Origin of the sequence: Janthinobacterium sp. RA13 (genome assembly GCF_000745325.1) — a bacterium.
GTDB classification, from domain to species: domain Bacteria; phylum Pseudomonadota; class Gammaproteobacteria; order Burkholderiales; family Burkholderiaceae_D; genus Janthinobacterium; species Janthinobacterium rivuli.
This window is the reverse complement of record NZ_JQNP01000001.1, coordinates 2,472,502-2,498,152: the sequence shown is the minus strand read 5'-3', so window position 1 is coordinate 2,498,152 and position 25,651 is coordinate 2,472,502. Positions and strand designations below refer to the sequence as shown.

13 protein-coding genes are annotated in these 25,651 nt (G+C 65.2%); 3 read left to right on the top strand and 10 right to left on the bottom strand.

Going from position 1 to position 25,651, the window contains the following annotated elements:
- Positions 1–729: 729 nt before the first annotated feature.
- Together FG13_RS10975 and FG13_RS10970 are read left to right on the top strand one after the other, a co-directional pair.
- Positions 730–8,235, top strand: a complete 7,506-nt coding sequence (locus tag FG13_RS10975) for a putative Ig domain-containing protein (protein ID WP_051958901.1) — start codon at positions 730–732, stop codon at positions 8,233–8,235.
- A 165-nt stretch (positions 8,236–8,400) separates the two neighbouring features.
- Complete coding sequence (locus tag FG13_RS10970; RefSeq protein ID WP_235211715.1) at positions 8,401–8,694, top strand: DUF6916 family protein; 294 nt, start codon at positions 8,401–8,403, stop codon at positions 8,692–8,694.
- Positions 8,695–8,764: 70 nt separating this feature from the next.
- Here FG13_RS10970 and FG13_RS10965 read toward each other — a convergent pair whose 3' ends face one another.
- From FG13_RS10965 to FG13_RS10955, 3 genes are read right to left on the bottom strand one after another with little or no spacing between them, the layout of a single operon-like run.
- Positions 8,765–9,298 (bottom strand): phage tail protein, encoded by a 534-nt coding sequence (locus FG13_RS10965; protein ID WP_035820816.1) that lies wholly within the window; start codon positions 9,296–9,298, stop codon positions 8,765–8,767.
- Between the two features lie 48 nt (positions 9,299–9,346).
- Positions 9,347–9,880 carry a phage tail protein gene (locus FG13_RS10960; protein ID WP_035820813.1) on the bottom strand — a complete coding sequence of 178 codons (534 nt, stop codon included), beginning with the start codon at positions 9,878–9,880 and terminating at the stop codon, positions 9,347–9,349.
- 30 nt (positions 9,881–9,910) lie between these two features.
- Positions 9,911–10,414: a phage tail protein gene (locus tag FG13_RS10955; protein WP_235211714.1), complete on the bottom strand. Its 504-nt coding sequence runs from the start codon at positions 10,412–10,414 to the stop codon at positions 9,911–9,913.
- 544 nt (positions 10,415–10,958) lie between these two features.
- Between FG13_RS10955 and FG13_RS10950 the strand changes: the two genes are divergently transcribed.
- Positions 10,959–17,723, top strand: a complete 6,765-nt coding sequence (locus FG13_RS10950) for an IPT/TIG domain-containing protein (RefSeq protein ID WP_051958898.1) — start codon at positions 10,959–10,961, stop codon at positions 17,721–17,723.
- Positions 17,724–18,054: 331 nt separating this feature from the next.
- Here FG13_RS10950 and FG13_RS10945 read toward each other — a convergent pair whose 3' ends face one another.
- The 7 genes from FG13_RS10945 to FG13_RS28925 all read right to left on the bottom strand — a co-directional run bounded on the left by FG13_RS10945 (position 18,055) and on the right by FG13_RS28925 (position 25,607).
- The gene (locus FG13_RS10945; protein WP_152598737.1) at positions 18,055–18,675 is read right to left on the bottom strand and encodes a hypothetical protein; all 621 of its coding nucleotides are present in this window, start codon (positions 18,673–18,675) and stop codon (positions 18,055–18,057) included.
- A gap of 217 nt (positions 18,676–18,892) precedes the next feature.
- A complete protein-coding gene (locus FG13_RS10940) occupies positions 18,893–19,567 on the bottom strand; it encodes a hypothetical protein (RefSeq protein ID WP_152598736.1) in 675 nt (224 codons plus the stop codon).
- 273 nt (positions 19,568–19,840) lie between these two features.
- Positions 19,841–21,919 (bottom strand): methyl-accepting chemotaxis protein, encoded by a 2,079-nt coding sequence (locus tag FG13_RS10935; protein ID WP_035820807.1) that lies wholly within the window; start codon positions 21,917–21,919, stop codon positions 19,841–19,843.
- 57 nt (positions 21,920–21,976) lie between these two features.
- Positions 21,977–22,771 (bottom strand): TorF family putative porin, encoded by a 795-nt coding sequence (locus FG13_RS10930; RefSeq protein WP_051959597.1) that lies wholly within the window; start codon positions 22,769–22,771, stop codon positions 21,977–21,979.
- A gap of 239 nt (positions 22,772–23,010) precedes the next feature.
- Positions 23,011–23,424: a hypothetical protein gene (locus FG13_RS10925; RefSeq protein WP_035820805.1), complete on the bottom strand. Its 414-nt coding sequence runs from the start codon at positions 23,422–23,424 to the stop codon at positions 23,011–23,013.
- A gap of 62 nt (positions 23,425–23,486) precedes the next feature.
- On the bottom strand, positions 23,487–24,506 hold the full coding sequence (locus FG13_RS10920; protein ID WP_051958896.1) for a helix-turn-helix transcriptional regulator: 1,020 nt from the start codon (positions 24,504–24,506) through the stop codon (positions 23,487–23,489).
- An 81-nt stretch (positions 24,507–24,587) separates the two neighbouring features.
- Complete coding sequence (locus tag FG13_RS28925) at positions 24,588–25,607, bottom strand: GGDEF domain-containing protein (RefSeq protein WP_161784174.1); 1,020 nt, start codon at positions 25,605–25,607, stop codon at positions 24,588–24,590.
- Positions 25,608–25,651: the final 44 nt, after the last annotated feature.

Sequence of the window (25,651 nt, the reverse complement as noted above, 5' to 3'; positions counted from 1 at the left end):
TGCGCGGTCCCGCTTGCCATACAAAATCCCGCATGCCGATGACGAGGCATGTTGGGAGGGTGGCTAGCGACATGACAGCCTCCCGAGCCCCCGGCCACACGTAGAATCCACCGTCCACCCTGTCCGTTCGAAACGGCAGCGGCTCCCGAAACGATAGGCGCGCGCCGCGCGCATCCGCTAATTCACGTCGTGTTTTGGCGGCGTCGTCACATATCTCACACAGCAGAGGAAAGCAGGCTTGCCTGTGCCGAGCGGGGGACGATTTACCCTTCAGTGCCGCGCAAATAGCGCGTCATGGTATCGCTGCCAGCCATACGCTCCGCTCGGAAGCAGTGCTTGAAACAGTGTTATTTTTTCAAAACACTTGTCAAATGAGACATAAATGAGACAGTTTTTAATGGAATTTGATTTTTCTTAAAGACAGTGGCCTTTAGCATTACCTTATCGTTGCTTTTTGTATCACTTATAGTAGGATGCATTGATCAAAAGCAAGTCTCATAATCCTGGTAAACCTTTTCTGCATGCTGCCTGGCGGCTGAAAAATCGGTGTGAATGTTTGTCAAGGTGTGCGGCTATTCGGGCAAGGTTCAGTCTTAAAAAATGTATGAAGGAAGACAAATGTTTCTAAATTTCACGAAATTTGGATGGCTATCCACGCCTGTCCGGGGTGTTGATGGCTGCATTGCCAGAGCCCATGGCGCGCCGCCTGCCCAAGGTCTGGCGCCGTCAATGCTGATGTACCTGGCGGGAACTTTGCTATTTGTCTTGCTGTCCCTTTTTTCCAGCCAGGCTTCCGCCGCCAGCACCTGCCCGAGCCCGCGCGCCGTCAGCGTCGTCGCGGGGGGAGAGTATTACGAGGATTACACCAATGCGCCTTGTTCCCAGTTCGGCCTGACGGGAACCCTGGTGGCGCCGCTGTATGGCACGCTGGAAGATTCGAATGCCACGAATGCCGTGCGCTACCGGAATACCAATTTCAGCGCGACTTCGGACACGTTTACCGTCAGGGATGATGTGGGGCAGCCCATCGTCTACAACGTCACGATCACCTCGGCCATCGTGGTGGCGCCGGCCACCGTGCCAAATGCCACGGTGGCCCAGGCATACCCCACGACAACGTTTACATCGACGGGTGGCGCGGCGCCGTACACCTATGTCATCAGCGCTGGCGCCTTGCCGGCTGGCATGAGCTTGAGTGCTGGCGGTGTGCTGTCGGGTACGCCGACAGCGGGCGGCACCTTCAACTTCACCGTGCGCGCCACCGACTCGCTGGCCATCAATGGCACGCGCCCGTATACGCTGACGGTCTCCGCGCCCACCATCGCCATCTTGCCGACGACCCTGCCGGCAATGACATCCGGTGTCGCCTACAGCCAGACGATAGCTGCCAGCGGCGGCACCGGCACGTACACCTATGCCAGAACGGCCGGCAGCCTGCCCGCAGGCTTGACCCTGGCATCGAACGGCACCCTGTCCGGCACGCCCACGGCGGCCGGAGCCTACAGTTTTACTGTCACCGCGACCGACAGCAGTACCGGCGCCGGCCCCTATTCGGGCGCGCGCGCCTATTCCGGCACGGTAGTGCCTGGTGCGCCGACGGCCGGTGCTGTCAGCGCCACGGTGGCCTACGGCAGCAGCGCCAACCCGATCACGCTGAACCTGAGCGGCGGTGCGGCGACGTCGGTGGCCATCAGCTCCAGCGCCTTGCATGGCACGGCGACAGCCAGCGGCACCAGCATTACCTATACGCCGACGGCAGGCTACGGCGGGCCGGACAGCTTTACCTACACGGCCAGCAACGGCATCGGCACCTCGGCGCCGGCCACCGTGACGATCACGGTGGCCGGCCCCACCATCGTTCTTGCGCCAAGCACCGTGCCTGCGGCAAGCGTAGGGACGGCGTATAGCCAGAGCGTGACCGCCGCGAACGGCACGGGTCCCTACACTTACGCCATCAGCGCCGGCTCCCTGCCGGCCGGACTCAGCCTGAATACAGCTACCGGTACGCTGTCTGGTACGCCAACGGCCGGCGGCGTCTTCAACTTTACCGTGCGCGCCACGGACAGTTCGTCGGGCAGCGGCCCGTATTCCGGTGCGCGCGCCTACTCGCTGACGGTGTCGGCGCCATCGGTCACTGTGGCGCCGTCAACCTTGCCGGTGATGACGGCAGGTCTCGCCTACAGCCAGAGCATTACGGCCGCCGGCGGCACGGCGCCGCATAGCTATGTCATCACTGCCGGCAGCCTGCCGGCGGGCTTGAGCCTGGCGGCGGACGGTACCTTGTCCGGCACGCCTGCGGCCGCCGGGGCCTACAGTTTTACCGTCACCGCGACCGACAGCAGTGGCGGCGCCGGACCTTATACGGGGGCGCGTGCGTATTCCGGCACGGTGGCTGCTGGTGCGCCCGTTGCCGCTAATGTCAGCGCCACGGTGGCGTACGGCAGCAGCGCCAACCCGATCACCCTGAACCTGAGCGGCGGCGCGGCAACCTCGGTGGCCGTGGCGTCCGCCGCCAGCCATGGCACGGCGACATCCAGCGGCACCAGCATTACCTATACGCCGACGGCCGGCTACGGCGGACCGGACAGCTTTAGCTACACGGCCAGCAACGGCGTGGGTACCTCGGCGCCGGCCACTGTGACGATCACGGTCAGCGGACCCACCATCACGATTACGCCAAGCACCGTGCCCGCGGCAACTGTGGGGACGGCCTATAGCGAGAACGTGACTGCCGCGAACGGCGCCGCGCCCTACACCTATGCGATCAGCGCTGGCGCCTTGCCAGCCGGGCTCAGCCTGAATACGTCCACAGGTTTGCTCTCGGGCACGCCGACGGCGGCAGGCACGTTCAATTTCACCGTGCGCGCCGAGGACAGTTCGACGGGCAGCGGCCCGTATACCGGCGCGCGTGCTTATTCGCTGACGGTGGCGGCACCGGCGATCGGCATCGCGCCGGCGACCCTGCCGGCCATGACGGCAGGCGTCGCTTTCAGCCAGGCCATCACCGCCACGGGCGGCACGCCAGCCTATAACTATGCCGTTACCGCCGGCAGCCTGCCCACCGGCTTGACCCTGGCGGCGGACGGCACCCTGTCCGGCACGCCGGCGGCAGCGGGCGCTTACAGCGTCACCATTACCACCACCGACAGCAGCACCGGCGCAGGCGCTCCCTTCTCTGGCTCACGCGCCTATTCCGGCAGCGTGGCACCGGGTGCGCCCATTGCCGGCAATGTCAGCGCCACGGTAGCCTACGGCAGCAGCGCCAACCCGGTCACCTTGAGCCTGAGCGGGGGCGCGGCAACTTCGGTGGCCGTGGCATCCGCCGCCAGCCATGGCACGGCGACGGCCAGCGGCACCAGCATTACCTATACGCCGACGGCCGGTTATGGCGGGCCGGACAGCTTTACCTACACGGCCAGCAACGGCATCGGCACCTCGACGGCAGCCACCGTGACGATCACGGTTGGCGGACCCATCATCACGATTGCGCCAGGCAGCGTGCCCGCGGCCACGGTGGGTACTGCTTACAGCCAGAACGTGAGCGCCGCGAACGGTGCCACGCCATACAGCTACTCCATCAGTGCTGGCGCCTTGCCTGCCGGCGTGACCTTGTCCAATGCCGGCCTGCTGTCGGGCACACCGACTGCTGTTGGCACCTTCAATTTCACCGTGCGCGCCGAGGATAGTTCGACGGGCAGCGGCCCGTATACCGGCGCGCGTGCTTATTCGCTGACGGTGGCTGCGCCAACGATCAGCATCGCGCCGGCGACCCTGCCGGCCATGACGGCCGGCGTCGCTTTCAGCCAGGCCATCACCGCCACGGGCGGCACGCCAGCCTATAACTATGCCGTTAGCGCCGGCAGCCTGCCCACCGGCTTGACCCTGGCGGCGGACGGCACCCTGTCCGGCACGCCGGCGGCAGCGGGCGCTTACAGCGTCACCATTACCACCACCGACAGCAGCACCGGCGCAGGCGCTCCCTTCTCTGGCTCACGCGCCTATTCCGGCAGCGTGGCACCGGGTGCGCCCATTGCCGGCAATGTCAGCGCCACGGTAGCCTACGGCAGCAGCGCCAACCCGATCACCTTGAGCCTGAGCGGGGGCGCGGCAACTTCGGTGGCCGTGGCATCCGCCGCCAGCCATGGCACGGCGACGGCCAGCGGCACCAGCATTACCTACACGCCGACGGCCGGTTATGGCGGGCCGGACAGCTTTACCTACACGGCCAGCAACGGCATCGGCACCTCGACGGCGGCCACCGTGACGATCACCGTGGGCACGCCGACGGTGACGATTGTGCAAACCAGCGTAGCTGGTGGAACAGTCGGCGCGGCTTACAGCCAGACCCTGACGGCTGCAAATGGTCTGGCACCATACACCTACGCGATCAGCGCCGGCGCTTTGCCGGCCGGCGTGAGCCTGTCCAGTGCCGGTCTGCTGGCGGGCACGCCGACGGCCGGCGGTACCTTCAACTTCACCGTGCGCGCCACGGACAGTTCGACGGGCAGCGGCCCCTATGCCGGCGCGCGGGCTTATTCGCTGACGGTGGCGTCGCCAACGATCAGCGTTGCGCCGGCGACCCTGCCGGCCATGACGGCCGGCGTCGCTTTCAGCCAGGCCATCACCGCCACGGGCGGCACGGCAGCGTACAGCTATGCCGTGACGGCTGGCAGTCTGCCGACGGGCTTGAGCCTGGCGGCGGACGGTACCGTGTCCGGCACGCCGACGGTGGCGGGCGCCTACAGCTTCAGCATCACCGCCACGGACAGCAGCACCGGCAGCGGACCGTATGCAGGCGTGCACGCGTATTCCGGCACGGTGGCGATCGCCGCGCCCGTGGCCGGCGCCGTGACCACCACGGTGGCTTACGGCAGCAGCGCCAACCCGGTTCCATTGAACCTGGGCGGCGGCGCGGCGGCCTCCGTGGCCGTGGCATCGGTACCCGCACATGGCACGGCGACGGCCAGCGGTACCGGCATCACGTATACGCCGACGACCGGCTACGGTGGCAGCGACAGCTTTACCTATACGGCCACAAATGCCAGCGGCACCTCGGCACCGGCCACCGTGACCGTGACCGTGGGCGCCCCGTCTGTAAGCCTGGTCCCCGCCACCTTGCCCAATCCCGTGGCGGAGACCCCCTACAGCGTCAGCGTCACGGCGACGGGCGGCATGGCACCGTACACCTACAGCGTGACCAGCGGCAGCCTGCCGGCCGGCCTGAGCCTGAACACGGCCACTGGCGTACTGTCCGGCACGACCAATGTGGCGGGCAGCTTTACATTCAGCATCAAGGTCACGGACAGCAGCACGGGCGCGGGCGCGCCATTCAGCGCGAGCAAGAGCTATACGGTGATCGTCTCCGCACCGACCATCACGGTGACGCCAGCCACCTTGCCGGCGGCGAGCGTGGCCACGGCATACAGCCGTCAACTGACGGCCAGCGGCGGCGTCGCTCCGTATGCCTACACGCTGTCGAGCGGCAGCCTGCCGGCTGGCCTGACCTTGAACGCCAGCGGTTTGCTCAGCGGCACGCCAACGTCGGCCGGCAGCTTCAGCGTGACCGTGCAGGCGGCCGATGCGCACCTGTTTACCGGTGCGCAAAGCTATACCCTGGTTGTTGCCTCGGCCACGGTCAGCCTGGCCCCGGCCAGCTTGCCCAACCCGACGGCGGAAGCGGCCTACAGCACGACTCTGACCGCAACGGGCGGCACGGCGCCATACAGCTATGCCGTGGTGGGCACCTTGCCTGTGGGCCTGAGTCTGAACACGGCCACCGGCGTGCTGTCCGGCACGACGAATGTGGCGGGCAGCTTCCCGTTCAGCATCAAGGTCACCGACAGCAGCACGGGCTTGGGCGCGCCATTTAGCGCCAGCAACAGCTACACACTGGCCGTGGCGGCGCCGGTATTGACACTGACGCCGGCCAGCCTGGCGGCGATCCGCGCCGGCGATGCGTATAGCCAGCAGTTCACGGCTGGCGGCGGCGTCGCGCCCTACGTCTACTCCTTGAGCAGCGGCACCTTGCCGACCGGCCTGGTACTCAATGCGGCGACGGGTATCGTCAGCGGCACGCCGACCGTGGCGGGCAGCTTTGCCTTTACCTTGCAAGCGCGCGATGCGCACCAGTTCACGGTGCAGCAGGCGCTGACCCTGCAGGTGAACCAGGCGCCGCCGCCGGTGCCGAATGAAACGGCGACCACCTCGTCCAACCAGGAAGTGAGCCTGACCATTGCTTCCACGGATGGCAGCCCGATCACGGCAGTGACCATCGTCACGCCGCCGCAGCACGGCACCGTCACGGTGGTGTCGAGCGGCGCGGCGGGCGGCGGCAGCGGCCGCTCTTTCAAGGTGACGTATGTGCCGAATGCGAACTACTTCGGCCCTGACGCCTTCAGCTACACTGCGACGGGTCCGGGCGGCACGTCCGCGCCCGCGACGGTCAGCCTGACGGTGGCGCCGCAGCCGGTGCCGGTGCCGGTCGCCAAGACGGCGACGGTATTGGCCGGCACGCCGGTGACCTTGAACGTGACGCAAGGCGCGACGGGTGGGCCGTTCACGGCGGTGGCGATTACCACGCAGCCGGCCAGCGGCACGGCGGTGGTCAATGGCATGGACATCGTCTACACGCCAGGCATCAACACCAGCGGCGAGATCCGCATCGGCTACACCGTGTCGAACGCCTTCGGCACCTCGGCGCCGGTGACGTCGACGATAGCCGTCAATCCGATGCCGCAAGTGCTCAGCCAGAGCGCCACGGTGGTGGCCGGCCTGACGGTCACCGTCGACCTGACGGCGGGCGCCACGGGCGGCCCGTTCACGGCGGCGAATGTCCTGAGCGTGGCGCCGGCGGAAGCGGGCAAGGCGGTGGTGCGCGACGTGGGCACGGCAGGCAAGCCGTCGTACCAGCTGAGCTTTGCGGCCTCGGGCAAGTTTGCCGGCGCGGCCGTCGTCAGCTACACCCTGAGCAATGCGTACGCCACCTCGAAGCCGGGCGTGGTCAACGTGACCGTGACGGCGCGGCGCGACCCGTCGGTCGATCCGGAAGTGATCGGCCTGCAGGCGGCGCAAGCGGACGCGGCGCGGCGCTTCGCCAGCGCGCAGCTGTCGAACTTCACGCAGCGCCTGGAAAGCCTGCATGGCGATGGCTGGGGACGTTCGAACTTTGGCCTGAGCCTGACGCCGCCGAACGACAGCGGCAATCCGACGGCGGCGCTGGCGCGCTGGCAGGCGGACGAAGCGGACCGCGTGTTCGGCACGGCCGTGAAACCGTTCATGCGCAAGGCGGCCTTGCGTCAGGTTGACACGGGTTTCAGCAGCGAGCGGCAACAGGTGGACGTCAGCGGCGCCACCAGCGGCTTGCCGGACATGCCGCAAAAGCCGGACACGCAGAAGCAGGCGTTGTCCTTGTGGCTCGGTGGCGCGGTGGACTTCGGTCAGCACTATGTGAATGGCCGTGAGACGGGTTTCCGTTTCCGCACGAATGGTGTCAGCGTGGGTGGCGATTACCGCCTCAGCGACCTGGCCACCCTGGGCGTGGGCGCCGGTTTCAGCCATGACCGCAGCGACGTGGGGCAGAACGGCAGCCGCAGCACGGCCGACAGCGCCGTGGCGGCCGTGTATGGCAGCCTGCGTCCGAGCAAGGGCGTCTTCCTCGATGGCGTGCTCGGCTACGGCACCTTGCAGTACGACGCCTCGCGCTACCTGTCCGACGGCAGCGGTTTCGCCACGGGCGAGCGCGACGGCAAGCAGGTGTTCGGCGCGCTGGTCGGAGGTATCGAGATGCGCCAGGAAACCTGGATGTGGTCGCCGTATGGCCGCGTGGAACTGATGTCGGCCAAGCTCGATCCGTACACGGAGAAGGCGGCGGGCATCAACGCCCTCAGTTACTTCAAGCAGACCGTGCGTTCGCGCATCGGCGCGCTCGGTGTGCGGGCCGAGGGCATCTATGTGGGTGGCCTGGGCACATGGTTCCCGCGCGCGCGCCTTGAGTACCGGCACCAGTTCCAGGGCGCCGACGATGCGCGCCTGGCGTATGCCGACCTGGCGGCCGATGGTCCCGTGTACGTGATCCGCACGGTGCCGCAGCAGACGGGTAACTGGACGGCGGGGCTGGGCGTGAAACTGCTGCTGTCGAACGGCATGACGATCACCCTGGACTACAACAGCAATCTGAACATCGATAGCGGACGGACCCAGTCGGTGATGTTCGGCATCGCCATGCCGCTCAGGTAGGGCTGCGCATCAAGGAAGTGACGCCACGGGGCGGGAGCGGCTTGCTCCCGCCCCGTGGCGCATGTGGGGGCTGATTTTCATGTCATTGCCGTGCCAGGGCGGCAATGATTCCATTAGAATCAGGCATCGTCTTGACCACACTGCTTACGGAATGGAATGCCTGGAATGATGACTGTCCTGACCCTCGAACACTTTGCCGCGCGCATCAATGAGACGTTTATTGCGGCCAGTGACGGCAATGCCGCCTTTGTCCTGAAAGAAGTGCAGCCGCTGCCGTCAGCGACGCTGGAGGGCTTGATGCGCAAGCCGTTCAGCCTGTTGTTTCACCATAGCTCGCCCATCCTGTTCAACCAGAAAATCTTCCAGATGCAGCATGAGGCGTTTGGCGAGGTGGGTATTTTTCTGGTGCCGGTGGCGCGCGACAGCCACGGTTTTCTGTACCAGGCCGTATTCAACTGAGGCCGGTATGGGGAGTAGGGAAGGGCAAGGCGGGCGCCGCGATGGCGCCGCCTGCCTGAATTAATCCAACTTAGTCAAACGATGGAAACTCGCCTTGCAGGGCGATGCAGAAATTGACCGCCAGCATCGGCTGGCGGTTTTCGTGCGCCTGTCCGCCACCGGCACTACCGATCGTGGACGGGGACAGCGACACATTGGGTGGTGTTGCCGGCACGAACGCGGACGTGCCGCCAAGCGCAATCAAGCCATCGCCCGGAAGCGGCGTGTTGTGCTGCAGGGCGGCGGTGGGCTGGCGGTACACATTGAGTTGATGGCTGTGGTTCGGCATCTCCGTGGCGTTCAACGTGACACTGTTGGTGCCGAAGGTTTCGCCCATCACGCGCGGCGTCAGGCCTGGTCCTTGTCCCTGGCTGCAGGGCGCGCGTCCCGTGAAGTTGGGCAACTGGAAGGTGGTGGTGCCATTGCCGCCATACTGCGTGCCGATCAAGGAAAACAGCGCGCTGTATTGCTGGATTTGCAGGGTGGCGCCATTGCAGCTGGCCCATCCGTAGGGTGTGAAATTGAAGCCGAAGACTTGTATCTCGCCAAGGTATGGTGATGTCACGGTAGGTTCTCCTGATCGATTTTATGGGCTGCGCTTGCGTGCCGGCTGTTATTGCTGGGATGGGAAAATGCCTGCCCATGCGATGCAAAATGAGGCCGTCAGGGTTGGCATGGTGTTCTCGTGCGGCAGGTTGCCGCCTGTCGCGCCCGTGGCGGCCGGTGCCAGTGCATAGGCGGTCAGGCCGGTCAGGTCGCTCGTGTACATCTTGTCGTTGTTCGACGGGGCCGTCAGCATCAAGTTGGTCGCCGGCACGTTCGCCGTTGCCAGGGTGCTGTTCACATTGAACGGGTGCGTATGCAAAGGCAGCTGGGTCGGCAGCAGGGTCACCGATTCGCTGCCGCTGCGTTGTCCGATCACGCGGTTGCTCAGGCCGGGGCCGGTTCCCATGTGCACGGGAACCTGGCCGCGCAGGTCGGGCACGGCAAAGGTGGTGACGCCGTCGCCGCCGTAGGTGGTCCCCAGCAGAACGTACAGTACTTCGTATTCGGAGATCGGTTTCAGGCTGCCGTCGCAGGCGAACCAGCCGCTGGGAATACGCGGAAAGGAAAACAGGCGAATTTCGCCGACATAGGGTGTGGTCATGACTATGCTCCGTAAGAAGTGGCTGATTCGTTAGTTGCGCGACGGGAAGATACCGTTCAAGGCGATATTGAAGTTGATGACCGAGAACGGCTGCATATTGGGATGCGCCTGGTTGCCACCGGCCAACGCCAGGGTCTGGCCGGACAGGGTGACTTGCGGTCCGGCCGAACCGTAGATGGATTCCGCGCCACTGCCGCCAAACACGGTATTCGTGGGATTTTTCGAGGTGCCGGGCGTCGTCACCGCATTGGCCGCATGTGTGTGCGGCGGAATTTGGGTCGGTAGCAAGGTGACAGTCTCCTGGCCCGCCCGCGTGCCGGTCTGATAAGGCGCGGGTTGCCAGGAACCATCCACCGAACTGCCAGCTCCCACAGGAGTACAGCCTTGCAAATTAGGCAAGGCAAAGGTGGTGCTGCCATTCCCCCCGTAAGCGGTGCCCAGCAGCGAAAACAGCGCCTGATTCTGCGCAATAGGCAGCATTTGCCCGTTACATGCTGCAAAGCCACGCGGCGCAAAATTGAAGCCGCCCATCATGATTTGTCCTAGGTACACATCAGCCATCATCGTTCTCCCACGGTTGGAATAGCATTAAATTACAAATGGGAAATATTTTCCATTTGTAATCAATCTTGCGTTTTGAAAAACCCTTTTTGTTATAGTTACTTTATTGAAATCTCGGAGTAGCATACGTTGTCATATGGCAAGCGTCAACACCTGTTGGCACTCTGGAAGAGCTCGTAATTAGCATCGCTGGCGGCCTGAAATCACCCTCATTTTTGTCTGAATTTCGTCTGAAAAACTCTGTATTGGAGAAACTATGTTGCGTACTTGCAACGATATTATTGGCCGCCCGGCACATTTTTTCCTGCGTTCTTTTTTTGTGGGGAACCAGGGACGAATGCCAAACCGTGCCGCGGACAGGCCGCCAGTCTCGGGCCTTTTCGTGCACTGGTTCGCTTCGCTGTGCCTGGTGATGCTGGGACTTGTCGCAGGTCCTGCACAGGCGGATCCGGGTGATCCGAGCACGAAATGTACTCCCAATCAGAGAAGTTTTACCGTCGCATCAGGAGCCCCCTATGTGATTGATTTGTCTGACTGTAGCGAATTTGGCCTGACGGACAATGGCGCGACGGCGTTGCACGGCACGATTACCGGGCTCGTGGGTAACGGTACCGGCATTGCGACCTATATCAATAATGGCGACGGGGCCTTGTCCGACAGCTTTGTTCTGTGGGACGAGGACAGCAAGGCCGTGACTTTCACGGTGACTGTCTTGCCTCCCGCGGCAGCCTTTACCGTTTCGCCGGCCGGTTTGACGCCACCCGTGATCGGCGTGCCGTACAGCCAGGCCATGTCGGCGAGCGGTGGCGTGGCTCCCTACACTTACGCGCCTGACTCGGGAACCTGGCCGCCTGGCATCAGCGTATCGTCGAGCGGCGTGATTTCCGGTACCGTGACGGCGACCGGCGCCTATGTGTTCAGCGTCAAGGTCACCGATTCGACCCCAGGCACGCCGCAAGTGGTCATCAAGAACTATTCCGTGTCGATCGCCATACCGATCCTGTCCATCACGCCCACCACCCTGACGGCGGGAGGTCTGGCGACGCCCTACAGCCAGCAGATGTCGACCGCGAATGGCACCGCGCCCTATACCTATGTGGTGGAATCGGGTGCCTTGCCCACGGGCCTGAACATGTCGAGTAGCGGCCTGATTTCGGGCACGCCCACCGCCCTGGGCACCTATAACTTTGTGATCAAATCCACCGATGTCACGGGCGGCAACGGACCGTACAACACGTCCAGAAGCTATTCCCTGGTGATCAACGCCCAGCCGCCGCCGACCATCACTGGCGTGACGCCGGCGTCCGGCCCAGCCTCTGGCGGCACGGCCGTCACCATTACCGGTACCGGCTTTACGGGCGTCACGGCGCTGAAGTTTGGCGCCAACAATGGCGTCGCCGTCACCGTCGTCAATGCCACGACCATGACCGCCACCTCACCAGCGGGCAGTGCCGGCATCGTGAACGTGACCGTCACCGCCAGCGGCGGTACCAGCGCCACCGGCGCCGCCAACCAGTTCACGTATATTCCTGCGCCAACGGTCACCAGCATTTCGCCCACGGCAGGTCCTACCGCTGGCGGCGGCAGCGTCATCATCACGGGCACGGGCTTTACCGGCGCCACGGCGGTGACCTTTGGCGCGACTCCCGCCACCGGCTTCACCGTCAACAGCGCCACGCAGATCACGGCCACGGCGCCAGCTGGCAGCAGCGGCACGGTCGACGTGCGCGTCACGACGACGGGCGGCACCAGCGCCACCAGCGCGGCGGACCAGTTTACTTTTGTGGCCGCACCGACGGTGACGAGCATTTCGCCCACGGCCGGCCCGGCTACGGGCGGCAGCACCGTCATCATCACCGGCACGGGTTTCAGCACGACGACAGCGGTGACCTTCGGCGCCACATCGGCCATCGGCTTTACGGTCAACAGCGCCACGCAGATCACGGCGACGGCACCCGCCGGCACGGGTACGGTGGACGTGCGCGTCACTTCGCTCGGCGGCACCAGCGCCACCAGCGCCGCCGATCAATTTACCTTTGTGGCAGCGCCGGTGGTGAGCAGCATTTCGCCCACTTCGGGCCCTACGACCGGCGGCACCACCGTCATCATCACGGGGTCGAATTTCAGCGGCACGACAGCCGTGACGTTTGGCGCCACATTGGCCAGCGGCTTTACGGTCAATAGCGCCACGCAGATCACGGCGACGGCGCCCGTGGGCAGCGCAGGCACGGTCGACGTGCGCGTCACTTCGGCCGGCGGCACCAGCGCCACGAGTGCCAACGATCAATTTACCTACGTGGCGGTGCCGACGGTCAGCAGCATTTCTCCGACGGCGGGTCCCGCCAGCGGCGGCACCACGGTCATTATCACCGGTTCGAATTTTAGCGGCACGACGGCGGTGACCTTCGGCGCCACGTCGGCGGCCGGCTTTACCGTCAACAGCGCCACGCAGATCACGGCGACGGCGCCAAGCGGCACGGGCACGGTGGACGTGCGCGTCACCACGACGGGCGGCACCAGCGCCACCAGCGCGGCGGACCAGTACACCTTTGTCGCGGCGCCGGCAGTGACGAGCATTTCACCGACGGCGGGTCCTTCTACGGGCGGCACCACGGTCATCATCAGTGGTTCGAATTTCAGCGGCACGACGGCGGTGACCTTCGGCGCCACGTCGGCCGCCGGCTTTACCGTCAACAGCGCCTCGCAGATCACGGCGACGGCGCCAGCCGGCACGGGTACCGTGGACGTGCGCATCACCACGACTGGCGGCACCAGCGCCACCAGTGCGGCCGACCAGTTCACGTATGTCGCGGCACCGGCGGTGAGCGGTATTTCGCCGGGCACGGGGCCGGCTACCGGCGGCACCACGGTCATCATCACCGGCGCGAATTTCAGCGGCGCGACTGCCGTGACGTTCGGCGCCACATCGGCTGCCGGCTTCACCGTCAACAGCGCCTCGCAGATCACGGCGACGGCGCCCGCCGGGACGGGCACGGTGGATGTGCGCGTGACCACGGTTGGTGGTACCAGCGCCACCGGCGCGGCCGATCAGTTCACTTATTTCGGTGCGCCAGTTGCGGGCGCCGTCAGCGCCTCGGTGGCCTATGGCAGCAGCGCCAACCCGATCACCTTGAGCCTGAGCGGCGGCGCGGCAACTTCCGTGGCCATCGCCACTGGCGCCTCGCACGGCACGGCCAGTGCCAGCGGCACCAGCATCACCTACACGCCGACGCCAGGGTATGGCGGGCCTGACAGCTTCACTTACACCGCCACCAATATCGTCGGCACCTCGGCACCGGCGACCGTGACGATCATGGTCGGCGCGCCCACCCTGACGCTGGCGCCAGGCACCGTGCCCGTGGCAGGCGCAGGTGTGGCCTACAGCCTGAGCGTGAGCGCCGCGAACGGCGCCGCGCCCTATACCTACACGATCAGTGCGGGTGCCTTGCCTGCCGGCATAACCTTGTCCGGCGCGGGCCTGCTGTCGGGCACGCCGACGGCGGTGGGTACCTTCAACTTCACCGTGCTTGCCACGGACAGTTCGACGGGCAGCGGCCCGTACACCGGTTCGCGCGCCTACGCGCTGACGGTGGCGTCACCAGCGATCAGCGTTGCGCCGTCGACCCTGCCGACCATGACGGCCGGCGTCGCCTTCAGCCAGGCCATCACCGCCACGGGCGGCACGCCAGCCTATAACTATGCCGTTTCCGCTGGCAGCCTGCCTGCGGGCCTGAGCCTGGCGGCAAACGGCACCCTGTCGGGCACGCCGACGACGGCAGGCGCCTATAGCTTCACCGTCAGCGCCACCGACAGCAGCACCGGCGCAGGCGCGCCGTTCTCGGGCGCACTCGCGTATTCCGGCACGGTGGCGATCGCCGTGCCCGTCGCTGGCGCCGTGACCACCACGGTGGCTTACGGCAGCAGCGCCAATCCGGTGACCCTGAATCTGGGCGGCGGCGCGGCAAGCTCGGTGGCCGTGGCAGCGGCGCCCGCGCACGGCACGGCGACGGCCAGCGGCACCAGCATCACCTACACGCCGACGCCCGGCTACAGCGGTAGCGACAGCTTTAGCTACACGGCCACGAATGGCAGCGGCACGTCCGCTCCCGGCACCGTGACGGTCACCGTGGGCGCGCCGACGGTCAGCCTGGCCCCGGCCAGCTTGCCCAACCCGACGGCGGAAGCGGCTTACAGCACGACCCTGGCGGCGACGGGCGGCACGGCGCCGTATACATTCAGCGTGACCAGCGGCAGCCTGCCGGCTGGCCTGAGCCTGAACACGGCCACCGGCGTGCTGTCCGGCACGACGAATGTGGCGGGCAGCTTTACATTCAGCATCAAGGTCACGGACAGCAGCACGGGCGCGGGCGCGCCATTCAGCGCGAGCAAGAGCTATACGGTGATCGTCTCTGCACCGACCATCACGGTCACGCCAGCCACCTTGCCGGCGGCGACCGTGGCCACGGCATACAGCCGTCAACTGACGGCCAGCGGCGGCGTCGCTCCGTATGCCTACACGCTGTCGAGCGGCAGCCTGCCGGCTGGCCTGACCTTGAACGCCAGCGGTTTGCTCAGCGGCACGCCAACGTCGGCCGGCAGCTTTACCTTGACGGTGCAGGCGGCCGATGCGCACCTGTTTACCGGTGCGCAAAGCTATACCCTGGTTGTTGCCTCGGCCACGGTCAGCCTGACCCCGGCCAGCTTGCCCAACCCGACGGCGGAAGCGGCTTACAGCACGACCCTGGCGGCAACGGGCGGCACGGCGCCATACAGCTATGCCGTGGTGGGCACCTTGCCTGTGGGCCTGAGCCTGAACACGGCCACCGGCGTGCTGTCCGGCACGACGAATGTGGCGGGCAGCTTCCCGTTCAGCATCAAGGTCACCGACAGCAGCACGGGCTTGGGCGCGCCATTTAGCGCGACCAACAGCTATACCCTGGCAGTGGCGGCGCCAGTCCTGACACTGACGCCGGCCAGCCTGGCGGCGATCCGCGCCGGCGACGCGTATAGCCAGCAGTTCACGGCTGGCGGCGGCGTTGCGCCCTACGTCTACTCCTTGAGCAGCGGCACCTTGCCGACCGGCCTGGTGCTCAATGCGGCGACGGGTATCGTCAGCGGCACGCCGACTGTGGCGGGCAGCTTTGCCTTTACCTTGCAAGCGAAGGATGCGCACCAGTTCACGGTGCAGCAGGCGCTGACCCTGCAGGTGAACCAGGCGCCGCCGCCGGTGCCGAATGAAACGGCGACCACCTCGTCCAACCAGGAAGTGAGCTTGACCATTGCGTCAACGGATGGCAGCCCGATCACGGCAGTGACCATCGTCACGCCGCCGCAGCATGGCACCGTCACGGTGGTGTCGAGCGGCGCGGCGGGGGGCGGCAGCGGCCGCTCTTTCAAGGTGACGTATGTGCCGAATGCGAACTACTTCGGCCCGGACGCCTTCAGCTACACGGCGACGGGTCCGGGCGGCACGTCCGCGCCGGCCACGGTCAGCCTGACGGTGGCGCCGCAGCCGGTGCCGGTACCGGTCGCCAAGACGGCGACGGTCCTGGCCGGCACGCCGGTGACCTTGAACGTGACGCAAGGCGCCACGGGTGGGCCGTTCACGGCGGTGGCGATTACCACGCAGCCGGCCAGCGGCACGGCGGTGGTCAATGGCATGGACATCGTCTACACGCCAGGCATCAACACCAGCGGCGACATCCGCATCGGCTACACCGTGTCGAACGCCTTCGGCACCTCGGCGCCGGTGACGTCGACGATAGCCGTCAATCCGATGCCGCAGGTGCTCAGCCAGAGCGCCACGGTGGTGGCCGGCCTGACGGTCACCGTCGACCTGACGGCGGGCGCCACGGGCGGCCCGTTCACGGCGGCGAATATCCTGAGCGTGGCGCCGGCCGAGGCGGGCAAGGTGGTGGTGCGCGACGTGGGCACGGCCGGCAAGCCGTTGTACCAGCTGAGCTTTGCGGCCTCGGGCAAGTTCGCCGGCGCGGCCGTGGTCAGCTACACCCTGAGCAATGCGTACGCCACCTCGAAGCCGGGCGTGGTCAACGTGACCGTGACGGCGCGGCGCGACCCGTCCGTCGATCCGGAAGTGATCGGCCTGCAGGCGGCGCAAGCCGATGCGGCGCGGCGCTTCGCCAGCGCGCAGCTGTCGAACTTCACGCAGCGCCTGGAAAGCCTGCATGGCGATGGCTGGGGACGTTCGAACTTTGGCCTGAGCCTGACGCCGCCGAACGACAGCGGCAATCCGACGGCGGCGCTGGCGCGCTGGCAGGCGGACGAAGCGGACCGCGTGTTCGGCACGGCCGTGAAACCGTTCATGCGCAAGGCGGCCTTGCGTCAGGTTGACACGGGTTTCAGCAGCGAGCGGCAACAGGTGGACGTCAGCGGCGCCACCAGCGGCTTGCCGGACATGCCGCAAAAGCCGGACACGCAGAAGCAGGCGTTGTCGCTGTGGCTCGGTGGCGCGGTGGACTTCGGCCAGCACTATGTGAATGGCCGCGAGACGGGTTTCCGTTTCCGCACCAACGGCGTGAGCGTGGGCGGCGACTACCGCCTCAGCGACCTGGCCACCCTGGGCGTGGGCGCCGGTTTCAGCCATGACCGCAGCGACGTGGGCCAGAACGGTAGCCGCAGCACGGCCGACAGCGCCGTGGCGGCCGTGTATGGCAGCCTGCGTCCGAGCAAGGGCGTCTTCCTTGACGGCGTGCTCGGCTACGGCACCCTGCAATACGACGCCTCGCGCTACCTGAGTGACGGCAGCGGTTTCGCCACGGGCGAGCGCGACGGCAAGCAGGTGTTTGGCGCGCTGGTCGGCGGTATCGAGATGCGCCAGGAAACCTGGATGTGGTCGCCGTATGGCCGCGTGGAACTGATGTCGGCCAAGCTTGATCCGTACACGGAGAAGGCGGCGGGCATTAACGCGCTGAGCTACTTCAAGCAGACCGTGCGTTCGCGCATCGGCGCGCTGGGCGTCCGGGCCGAGGGCATCTATGTGGGCGGTCTGGGCACATGGTTCCCGCGCGCGCGGCTCGAGTACCGGCACCAGTTCCAGGGCGCCGACGATGCGCGCCTGGCGTATGCCGACCTGGCGGCGGATGGCCCCGTGTACGTGATCCGCACGGTGCCGCAGCAGACGGGCAACTGGACGGCGGGGCTGGGCGTGAAACTGCTGCTGTCGAACGGCATGACGATCACCCTGGACTACAACAGCAATCTGAACATCGATAGCGGACGGACCCAGTCGGTGATGTTCGGCATTGCCATGCCGCTCAAGTAATCAACTAGCCCTCAGGCTAGACCTGATCGCCGGCCCGGAGTCAATCCGGTCCGGCGATTTTTTTTTGCTGGCGCGCCGTCACAGTGTCGAGGGTTGGTCTTGCGCGCCGGCGACGATATCGCGGCACAGGGCCGGCGCCCAGCGTCGTTCCAAGCCGGGCAGCAGGTCGTCCAGTGCAGCGTGGGAGGGCAGGGGAAGGGTGTGGTGCGGGATGGCAAGCGCCTGTTTTTTTTAACAGGGTAGCTTTGTATTTTTGCAATGTCTGTTTGATTTTGCACAGACAGCTGCTCACGGCCACGAGTCCAGGACGTGGCCGCAGCAGCTTATGCGCTTATTTTTTTACGTAGTGCATGTCCAGCACATACACGCCCTTGTCCAGCACCACCGAGTACAGGTCGTTGCCGCGCAAGGACAGGCCGCCGGGGACGCTTAGCGCCGGCTGCATGCCTTCGTCCCACATGCACGATTCGCCATTGTCCACATCGACGCACCATTGCTGCTGGTTTGCTCGCAGCACATATTTCACCGTGGCGCCGCTGCGCTGGAAGGTATAGGCCGGAACCGACGAGGTGAACTTATCGACGCGCAAGCTCGTTGCCGCCGCATTTTCCGCCAGCTTGATCAGCATGTCGGCGGTGCCGTCCGGCTTGCCGGTGATCTTCGCGCTCATGCCGTCCGTCGCGATCACGGGGCCGGAGCAATCGGCCTTGAAGTAGGTTTCGCCGGTTGGCGTCAGTTCCAGCGAGCCGCTGCCGTCGTTCTTGAGCGCGATGACGAGCATTTGACGGTCGTGATCGTCGCAAGCCGATTGCCACGTGCCGATATACGCGGCCAGCGGCGAGGTGGTGCCGGAATCGCCGGCAAGCTGCTGCGTGGAACCGCCGCCGCCACCGCCGCAGCCCGTCAGGAGTGCCGCGGCCGAGCCGGCCAATACTGCCAATAATGTTTTCATTCAAAGTCCTTTTTATCCGGCAGCGGTGCGTGCCGTCAACGCGGCCTGATTATAGGAGTATTAATAAGGGGAAAATCTCACCAAATCTATCGCTGAATTGATTTTGATCAAGTCGCGACAATGCGCTGAAATGGTTTGATGGACTGAAGGGGAAATGTGATGTAGCTGCTACGCATTGCGCCGACTGTGCGGCGCAATGGCTAATTCTTGGCTGATTTTATTGTTTTACATAGCGCATATCGAGCACATAAGCACCGTCTTTTTCCATTACGGTAAACAATTCGTTACCGCGCAGATAAAAGCCGCCCTTGCCACTTACTGCCGTTTGTACGCCGGTATCCGGAATGTCCGTGGTGTTGCCATTGCCATCATTGATGTGCCAATGAGGTTTGCCATTCAGCATCACGGTGGTGACGGCCGGACCCGTAATCTGGACGGTGTGGGCTGGAAGCGACGATACGACCTTGTCGATGCGGATGTCCGAAGCCGGGCTGTCCGCCGTCAGCTTGAGCTGAATATTGCCTGCGCCATCTGGCGTCGCGGTAATCTTTTCACTCGTGGTTTCCGTAAATTGCACGGGGCCGCTGCAATCGGAAGTGGCGAAGGTTTCGCCGTAGGTCGACATTTCCAAAGCGCCGCTGCCATCGCCTTTGAGGGCGACGACGAGGCGCTGGCGGTATTGGTCGTCACAAGCGGGTTGCCAAGTGCCAACATAAGCGGCCAGTGCCGGCGGAGGCGGGGGCGCGACCACCACTGGCGGAACGGGAACGGCTACATCACCGCTGGCGCCATTCGCACCGCTATTCGCACCGCTATTGCCATCGCTGCCACCACCGCAGCCGGTCAATACCACCGTGCCCGATACCATTAATAATGCCAGTACTTTTTTCATGCGTTATTCCTATCAATCTTCAACCGGCTGAAAGCGTGCCGTATGCGCGGCGATATTATAAAGTACATGCGCATCTTATTTTTCTGCAATCTGAAATGGGCCGCAATAAATGGGCCGCAATACTTGTATTGAAAGTGCGGCCATTGAATGGCGGGGCGGAGAAACAGGCGGGTGCCGCGCATGGTAATGCGTGAGGCAGGTATGGAGATGGCAGATTATGAAACGCGTGCCGGCGCCTGAGCATGGCGCCGGCCGAAGCCGGAAATGTCCGGCTTAAAACTCTTCCCAGTCATCACCTGCCGGCGCCTTGGCGGGCGCGTGCTGTGTTGCTTGCGGCTTGGCAACATTCAGGCGCTTGGCTGGCGTAGGTGTTTTGGGCGTCGCGGCGCGCGGCGCGGCCGTTGCTGCTGCCAGCGCTGGCTGGCGCGTCTGCTCGCCCAACTTGAAGACGCTGACTACCTCGGCCAGATGGCTGGCCTGGTCTTGCAGGCTTTCGGCGGCCGCTGCCGCTTCCTCGACGAGGGCCGCGTTTTGCTGCGTCACGCCATCCATTTGCGCCAGCGCCTGGTTGACCTGCGCGATGCCGTCGCTTTGCTCGGTGGTGGCGACGCTGATGTCGGCCATGATGGCGGTCACCTTGCGCACGCTGTCGACCACTTGCTCCATGGTGGCGCCCGCCTCATCGACGAGCTTGCTGCCGGCGGCCACCTTGCCCACGGAATCGTCGATCAGCAGCTTGATTTCCTTGGCCGCCGCGGCCGAGCGTTGTGCCAGGTTGCGCACTTCCGTGGCGACGACGGCGAAACCGCGGCCCTGTTCGCCCGCGCGCGCCGCTTCCACGGCCGCGTTCAGCGCCAGGATATTCGTCTGGAAGGCGATGCCGTCGATGACGCTGATGATGTCGACGATCTTGTTGGACGAGTCATTGATCGAGGTCATCGTTGCTATCACCTTGCCGACCACTTCGCCGCTCTTCTGTGCCACGCTGGACGCTGACGCGGCCAGTTGATTGGCCTGGCGCGCATGGTCGGCATTTTCCTTCACGGTACCCGTCAGTTCTTCCACCGAGGCGGCCGTTTCTTCCAGCGAGCTGGCTTGCTGTTCCGTGCGGGCCGACAGGTCGTTATTGCCTTGCGCAATTTCCGCGCTGGCGCGGGCCACATTGTCGGCACTGGCCTGCACTTGCAGCAGCACGGCGTGGATCTTTTCCACGAAGGCGTTGAAACCCTTGCCGATGACGGCCAGTTCATCCGTGCCCTTGACTTCCAGCTTGACGCGCAGGTCGGCGTCGCCGCTGGACAGGTCCGTCATGGTGCGGCCCAGGGTGCGCAGGGGGCGCGTCAGCTGGTTGACGACGAGGATCAAAATACCGGCCGTGGCCGCCGCGCACAGCAGGGCGACGATCAGCGTGTAAATCATCAGGTCGCGCGCGGAGGCGGTGGCCACGCTTTTTGGGAAATTCAGTTCCACGCTCCACGGCGCGATGTCGGGGTGGATCTGCAGCGGCTGCAGCAAGTGGATGTAGCCCTTGTCGTCCTCGTATTCATACGCCTGGCCCTGGCGCACCTTTTCCAGGCCGGCGGCCGGCACGTCGTCCGCCTTCTTGCCCAGCCGTTCAGGCGCGGGATGGCTGGCGTACAGGCCGCCGTTCGAGATCAGGGCCAGCTTGCCGCCTTCGATCACTTTCAGGTCGGCCAGGATTTTCGCCAGGCGCGTGAGCATAAAGTCGGCGCTGGCCGTGCCCTTGAAGCTGCCGTCGATCATGATGGGCGCCACCAGCGAGGCCATCAGCACATCCTTGCCATCGACGGGGTAGATGTACGGTTCCGTAAAGTAAGTCTTGCCCGTGCGCTTGGGCACGTCGTACCAGTCGTTGGCGCCCGGTTTCGGGTCGAAGACGATGGGTTCGACTTGCAGCTTGCCGCCGGCACCGCGTGTCCAGTAGGGCATGAAGCGGCCGCTGGCGTCGTAGTTCGGTTTCTGGTTGGCGAAATCCGCATCCTTGCCGTCGAGCGCGTTCGGCTCCCACGTCACGGCCGAACCCAGCAAGTCTTCCGAGCTGGTCAACGTCGCCTTGGTCAGTTCATTGATCTGCTCGCGCTGCAGGGGCAGGCTGGCGCTTTTGGTGCCGCGCATGGCGCCGGCCAGGCTGGACACGCTGGACAGGTTGCTGGCGATGCGCGCCTGCAGCGCACCGGCCACTTCGCGCGCCGACGTACGGGCCAGTTCCAGTGCGGCGGCTTCGGCGCTGGCGCTGCTCTTGTAGCCGATCACCGCCGCCGTGACGCCGAGGCTGAGGATGGCGAGCGCGGTGGCGGCGACGCAGATTTTACTGTTCAGTGATAGTTGCATGAGGCTGTTCCTTGATGGGGATAGATATCGGTATCTCGGGCGTCGCGGGTAGCGCGCCTAGAAAGTTTTGCTGACGGCCAGCACGAAGCTGGCCGCGGCCGGGTTCGAGGTGTCGAACTGGCCGGCCGCATTCGGGATGCCTAAAGTGTAATGGTCGTAGGCGTCGCTGGCGCCCCAGGCGCGCGTGACGGCGGCGCTGGCGCTCCAGCCGCCGTCGAAGGCCCGGGTGACACCGATCTTGGCGTCGCGCCAGTTCCATATCGCATTGCCCGTGCCCGCCACCCGGCCGTTGCCGGCGTGCAGGTTCAAGGTCCAGGCATTGCCCAGGTCGACATTCGCGCCCACGTCCAGGTAGCCCGTGCCGCGCGCATTGGTGATGCCGAAAAAGTCGCGCGTGACGGTATGGTTGTACCTGGCGTACAGCATGCGGTAGGTCAGGCCCAGCGACAGTTCGCCATAGTCGTATTTCACGCCTGTGGCACGGTAGATGGCGCCCGGATATTTGTAATAGTAGGCCAGCACGCTGTAACCGAGTTCGCCCAGCGTGCCGCCGTAGCCGCCGTACAAGTCCCATTCGATCGTCGCATCCTGAATGTAGCGGTCGCTGACGGTGGAAGCCCACGTGCCCAGCGACCAGCCGCTCGGGTGCGCGTAGTCGGCACCCGCCTGCAGGGCCGGCTTGCCCCAGGTCTGGCGAAAGCCGCGCGAAATGTATTGCGTGGTGAGGCTGGCATTGGCGCTGAAGGTGGCGGCAGTGCTGTCCGTGGTCTGGGCCTGCACGGGCAGGGCGGCTGCCAGCAGGAAGGCGCAGCCCAGCAACGATGAGGCGGGAAAATGGTGGTGCGATGGCATGGCAGTCAGCTCCGTATTTGCTGGCAGCGGCCGTTCAGGCGCGTTGCCCTGATGGTTGCAATAAAAATGCGGAATGGACTTTTGTGAAGGCAAGGCGGCTTGCGGGCATGTTCGCCTGACCATGCACACATTCTCACCAAACGTAACTGAAAGGATAGGGGCTAGGACTAGTGGAAGTCAATAAAGTTGCGCTGCGGAAAGCGTAAGTTGTTGTTTCCTGGCACTTTTTCATGCGCCTGTCATATTGCTGGTACGCCACGGCTGGCTGAATGTTGCAAGCCGGCCAGCAGGCCAGGCAGAGCCGCATGCAAGGCTTGCAGGTCGCCAGCATTTAGATCTGCCTGCATTTCCACCTGGCCCGAAGGCTGACCCCAGACGACCTGTGCGCTGAGCCGCGCGCCCGACGCGAGTCCCGTGACGCTGACCAGTAGGGCGACTTCTTCCGGGGCATCCGCGGGCACGTCTGCGAGCAGGCAGGAAATGCCGAAATGATAATCCTGGAAGGCGCTGGCCGTGCCGCTGGAAAAGGCGAAGACTGAAGCGAGCACCTGTGGCGCAGCGGCCGCAAGTGACGGCAGCGCGGCGCGAAACAGGGGCAGCAAGTCGTTTTCCAGCTGGTGTACCAGCGGATGAGTGTGGCTGAGGACGGTCATGGGCGGATGAAAGGAGTGGCGGCGCGCGATGGTAGCAGTTTTCGCCGCCGCCGGGGCCGTCGTCAGGCGGCGTAGCGGCTGGCCATGCTGGCGATGGTGTTTTTCATCTGGTCGCGCAGGGCAGCGGGCGCCAGCACTTCCACGCCATCGCCCAGGCCCAGCAACCACCATTGCAGTTCGCGCGTGCTGGGCACGGTAGCGGTCAGGTGCAGCGAGCCATCGGCGCGTTCCTGTAATTGCTGGTCCGCGCTCAGCGGCGTCTCGTACAGGTGCTCGCCGCTGCGACGGGCAAACACGGCTTCGAGCAGCAGCGGTTCGCCATCGCGGATGCCCATGGCGCCGGAGGCGATATACGCATCGATGTCGAAGCCCGGCTGCGCGCGCGCGGAAAGGTAAAGCATTTCCGCCTGCTGCACGCGGTGCAGGACCAGGGTGCGCACGTCGTTGTAGTCGGCGAACAGGCAGACCAGGTAGAGCAACTGGCCGCGCTGCACGATGGCCAGCGGATGGACGGCGTCATAGCTGACGGGATTGTCGTTGTCGCGCTTCTTGTAGCTCAGCTTGAGCTGGCGGTTCTGCATCAGCGCTTCATACACGGTGCGCTGGCAAGCTTCGTCGATGTCGGGCGCCAGCAGCCGCTGCATGGGGGCGATGACGCGTATCTTGCCCAGCCAGGCGGACGCGCTGGCGCGCTCGCTGGCCGCGTTCAGGGTCTGGCGCGCCGCGCTGAAATACGGCTGCATGCTGTCGAGCGTGGATGGCGGCAAGGCATGGCGCATGTGCTGTTCCATCAGGGCCAGGGTCAGCGCGGCCGGCGTCGACAGGCCCGGCATGTCCATGCGCGCCGCATTTTCCATCCAGCACCAGCCAAACGGCTTGCTGTCGACTGGATTGGTCAGCGGGAAAATCTCGGCCAGGTCGAGCAAGTCGCGCTGGATGGTGCGGATGCCGATGGCAAAGTCGATGGCCTTGAGCTTGTCGTGCAATTCGGCGACGGTGATGGTGCGTGGCGCCGGCGGTATCAGGCGCAGCATTTGCCATTGGCGCATGATGGTGGAAGGGCGGGGCGCGTGTTCAGACATGGTGGTTCCGTTCTCTTCAGTGGCAGGATGTGTACTGATAAGTACACAAGTTAACGAATGGTAACATTGATTCGATGGCAATTACAGGGCGTCCAGCATGGCTGCCCTGACGCAATTGCGCCCCGCGTGCTTGGCCTGGTACAGCAGGCGGTCGGCGGCATTGACCAGGGCGGGGGCGCCGGGCGCCGGGCTGCCGGGCGTACACGCGAGCGAGGCGACGCCGAAGCTGGCCGTCGTCCCGATGTGCTGTGCCAGGCCGTCGCGCAGGCGTTCGGCCAGGCGCACGCCGCCAGCCAGGTCCGTTTCAGGCAGGATCAGCAGGAATTCCTCGCCGCCGTGGCGCACCACGCTGTCGATGCCACGGCGCGTGGCGTTGCCGAGCAGGGCGGCAAAGTTGCGCAGCGCGGCATCGCCTGCGGCATGGCCGTGGGCGTCGTTGATGCGCTTGAAGTGGTCGAGATCGCACAGGATCGCCGTCAGGCACAGGCCATGGCGTTGTGAGCGGGCAAGCTCGGCGCCCAGCAAGTGCTCGTCGAGGTAGCGGCGGTTGTAGCAGCCGGTCAGGTGGTCGCGCACGGCCTGTTCGGCGAGGATGGCGTGTTGCAGGACGTGCGCGCGGCGCTGGCGCTGCTGGCCATGGCTGGCGCACAGACCGGTCAGGTTGAGCAGCAGCACGGTGGCGGCGTTGCCGGCTTGAAAGTCATCCTGCAGGCCGAGCCAGGCCAGGCTCGCCACGAAGGCCAGGCCGGCGCCGGCCAGCAGGTGCCGCGTGACGCCGGCATAGGGCGCGACGAGCAGGATGCAAAAGGCCGTCGCGTGCCAGCTCGCGTCGGCTTCGCGCAGTGCATAGCAGAGCAGGAACACGAGCAGATCCAGCGCCAGCAGCGCGGTGCCGGAGGCGGCGCTGCCAGGCTGTGCGGCGGGTGCGTGCAAGGCCCGCAGCAGCATGGCGAGGATAAGCAGGCAGCAGGCCAGGCCCAGCGGCCAGCCGGCGGGCGGCAGCAGCGCGACGGCAAGGATGGCGCTGGCGCCGGCATGCAGCGCCAGCAAGGGAAGCGGCGCCGGCTTGCGGAGATCGTCAGTTGCATGGTGCAAATGCATGGAAACCTGTCGGATAGCGAATCGGGATCCCATTCTTGCCCGGC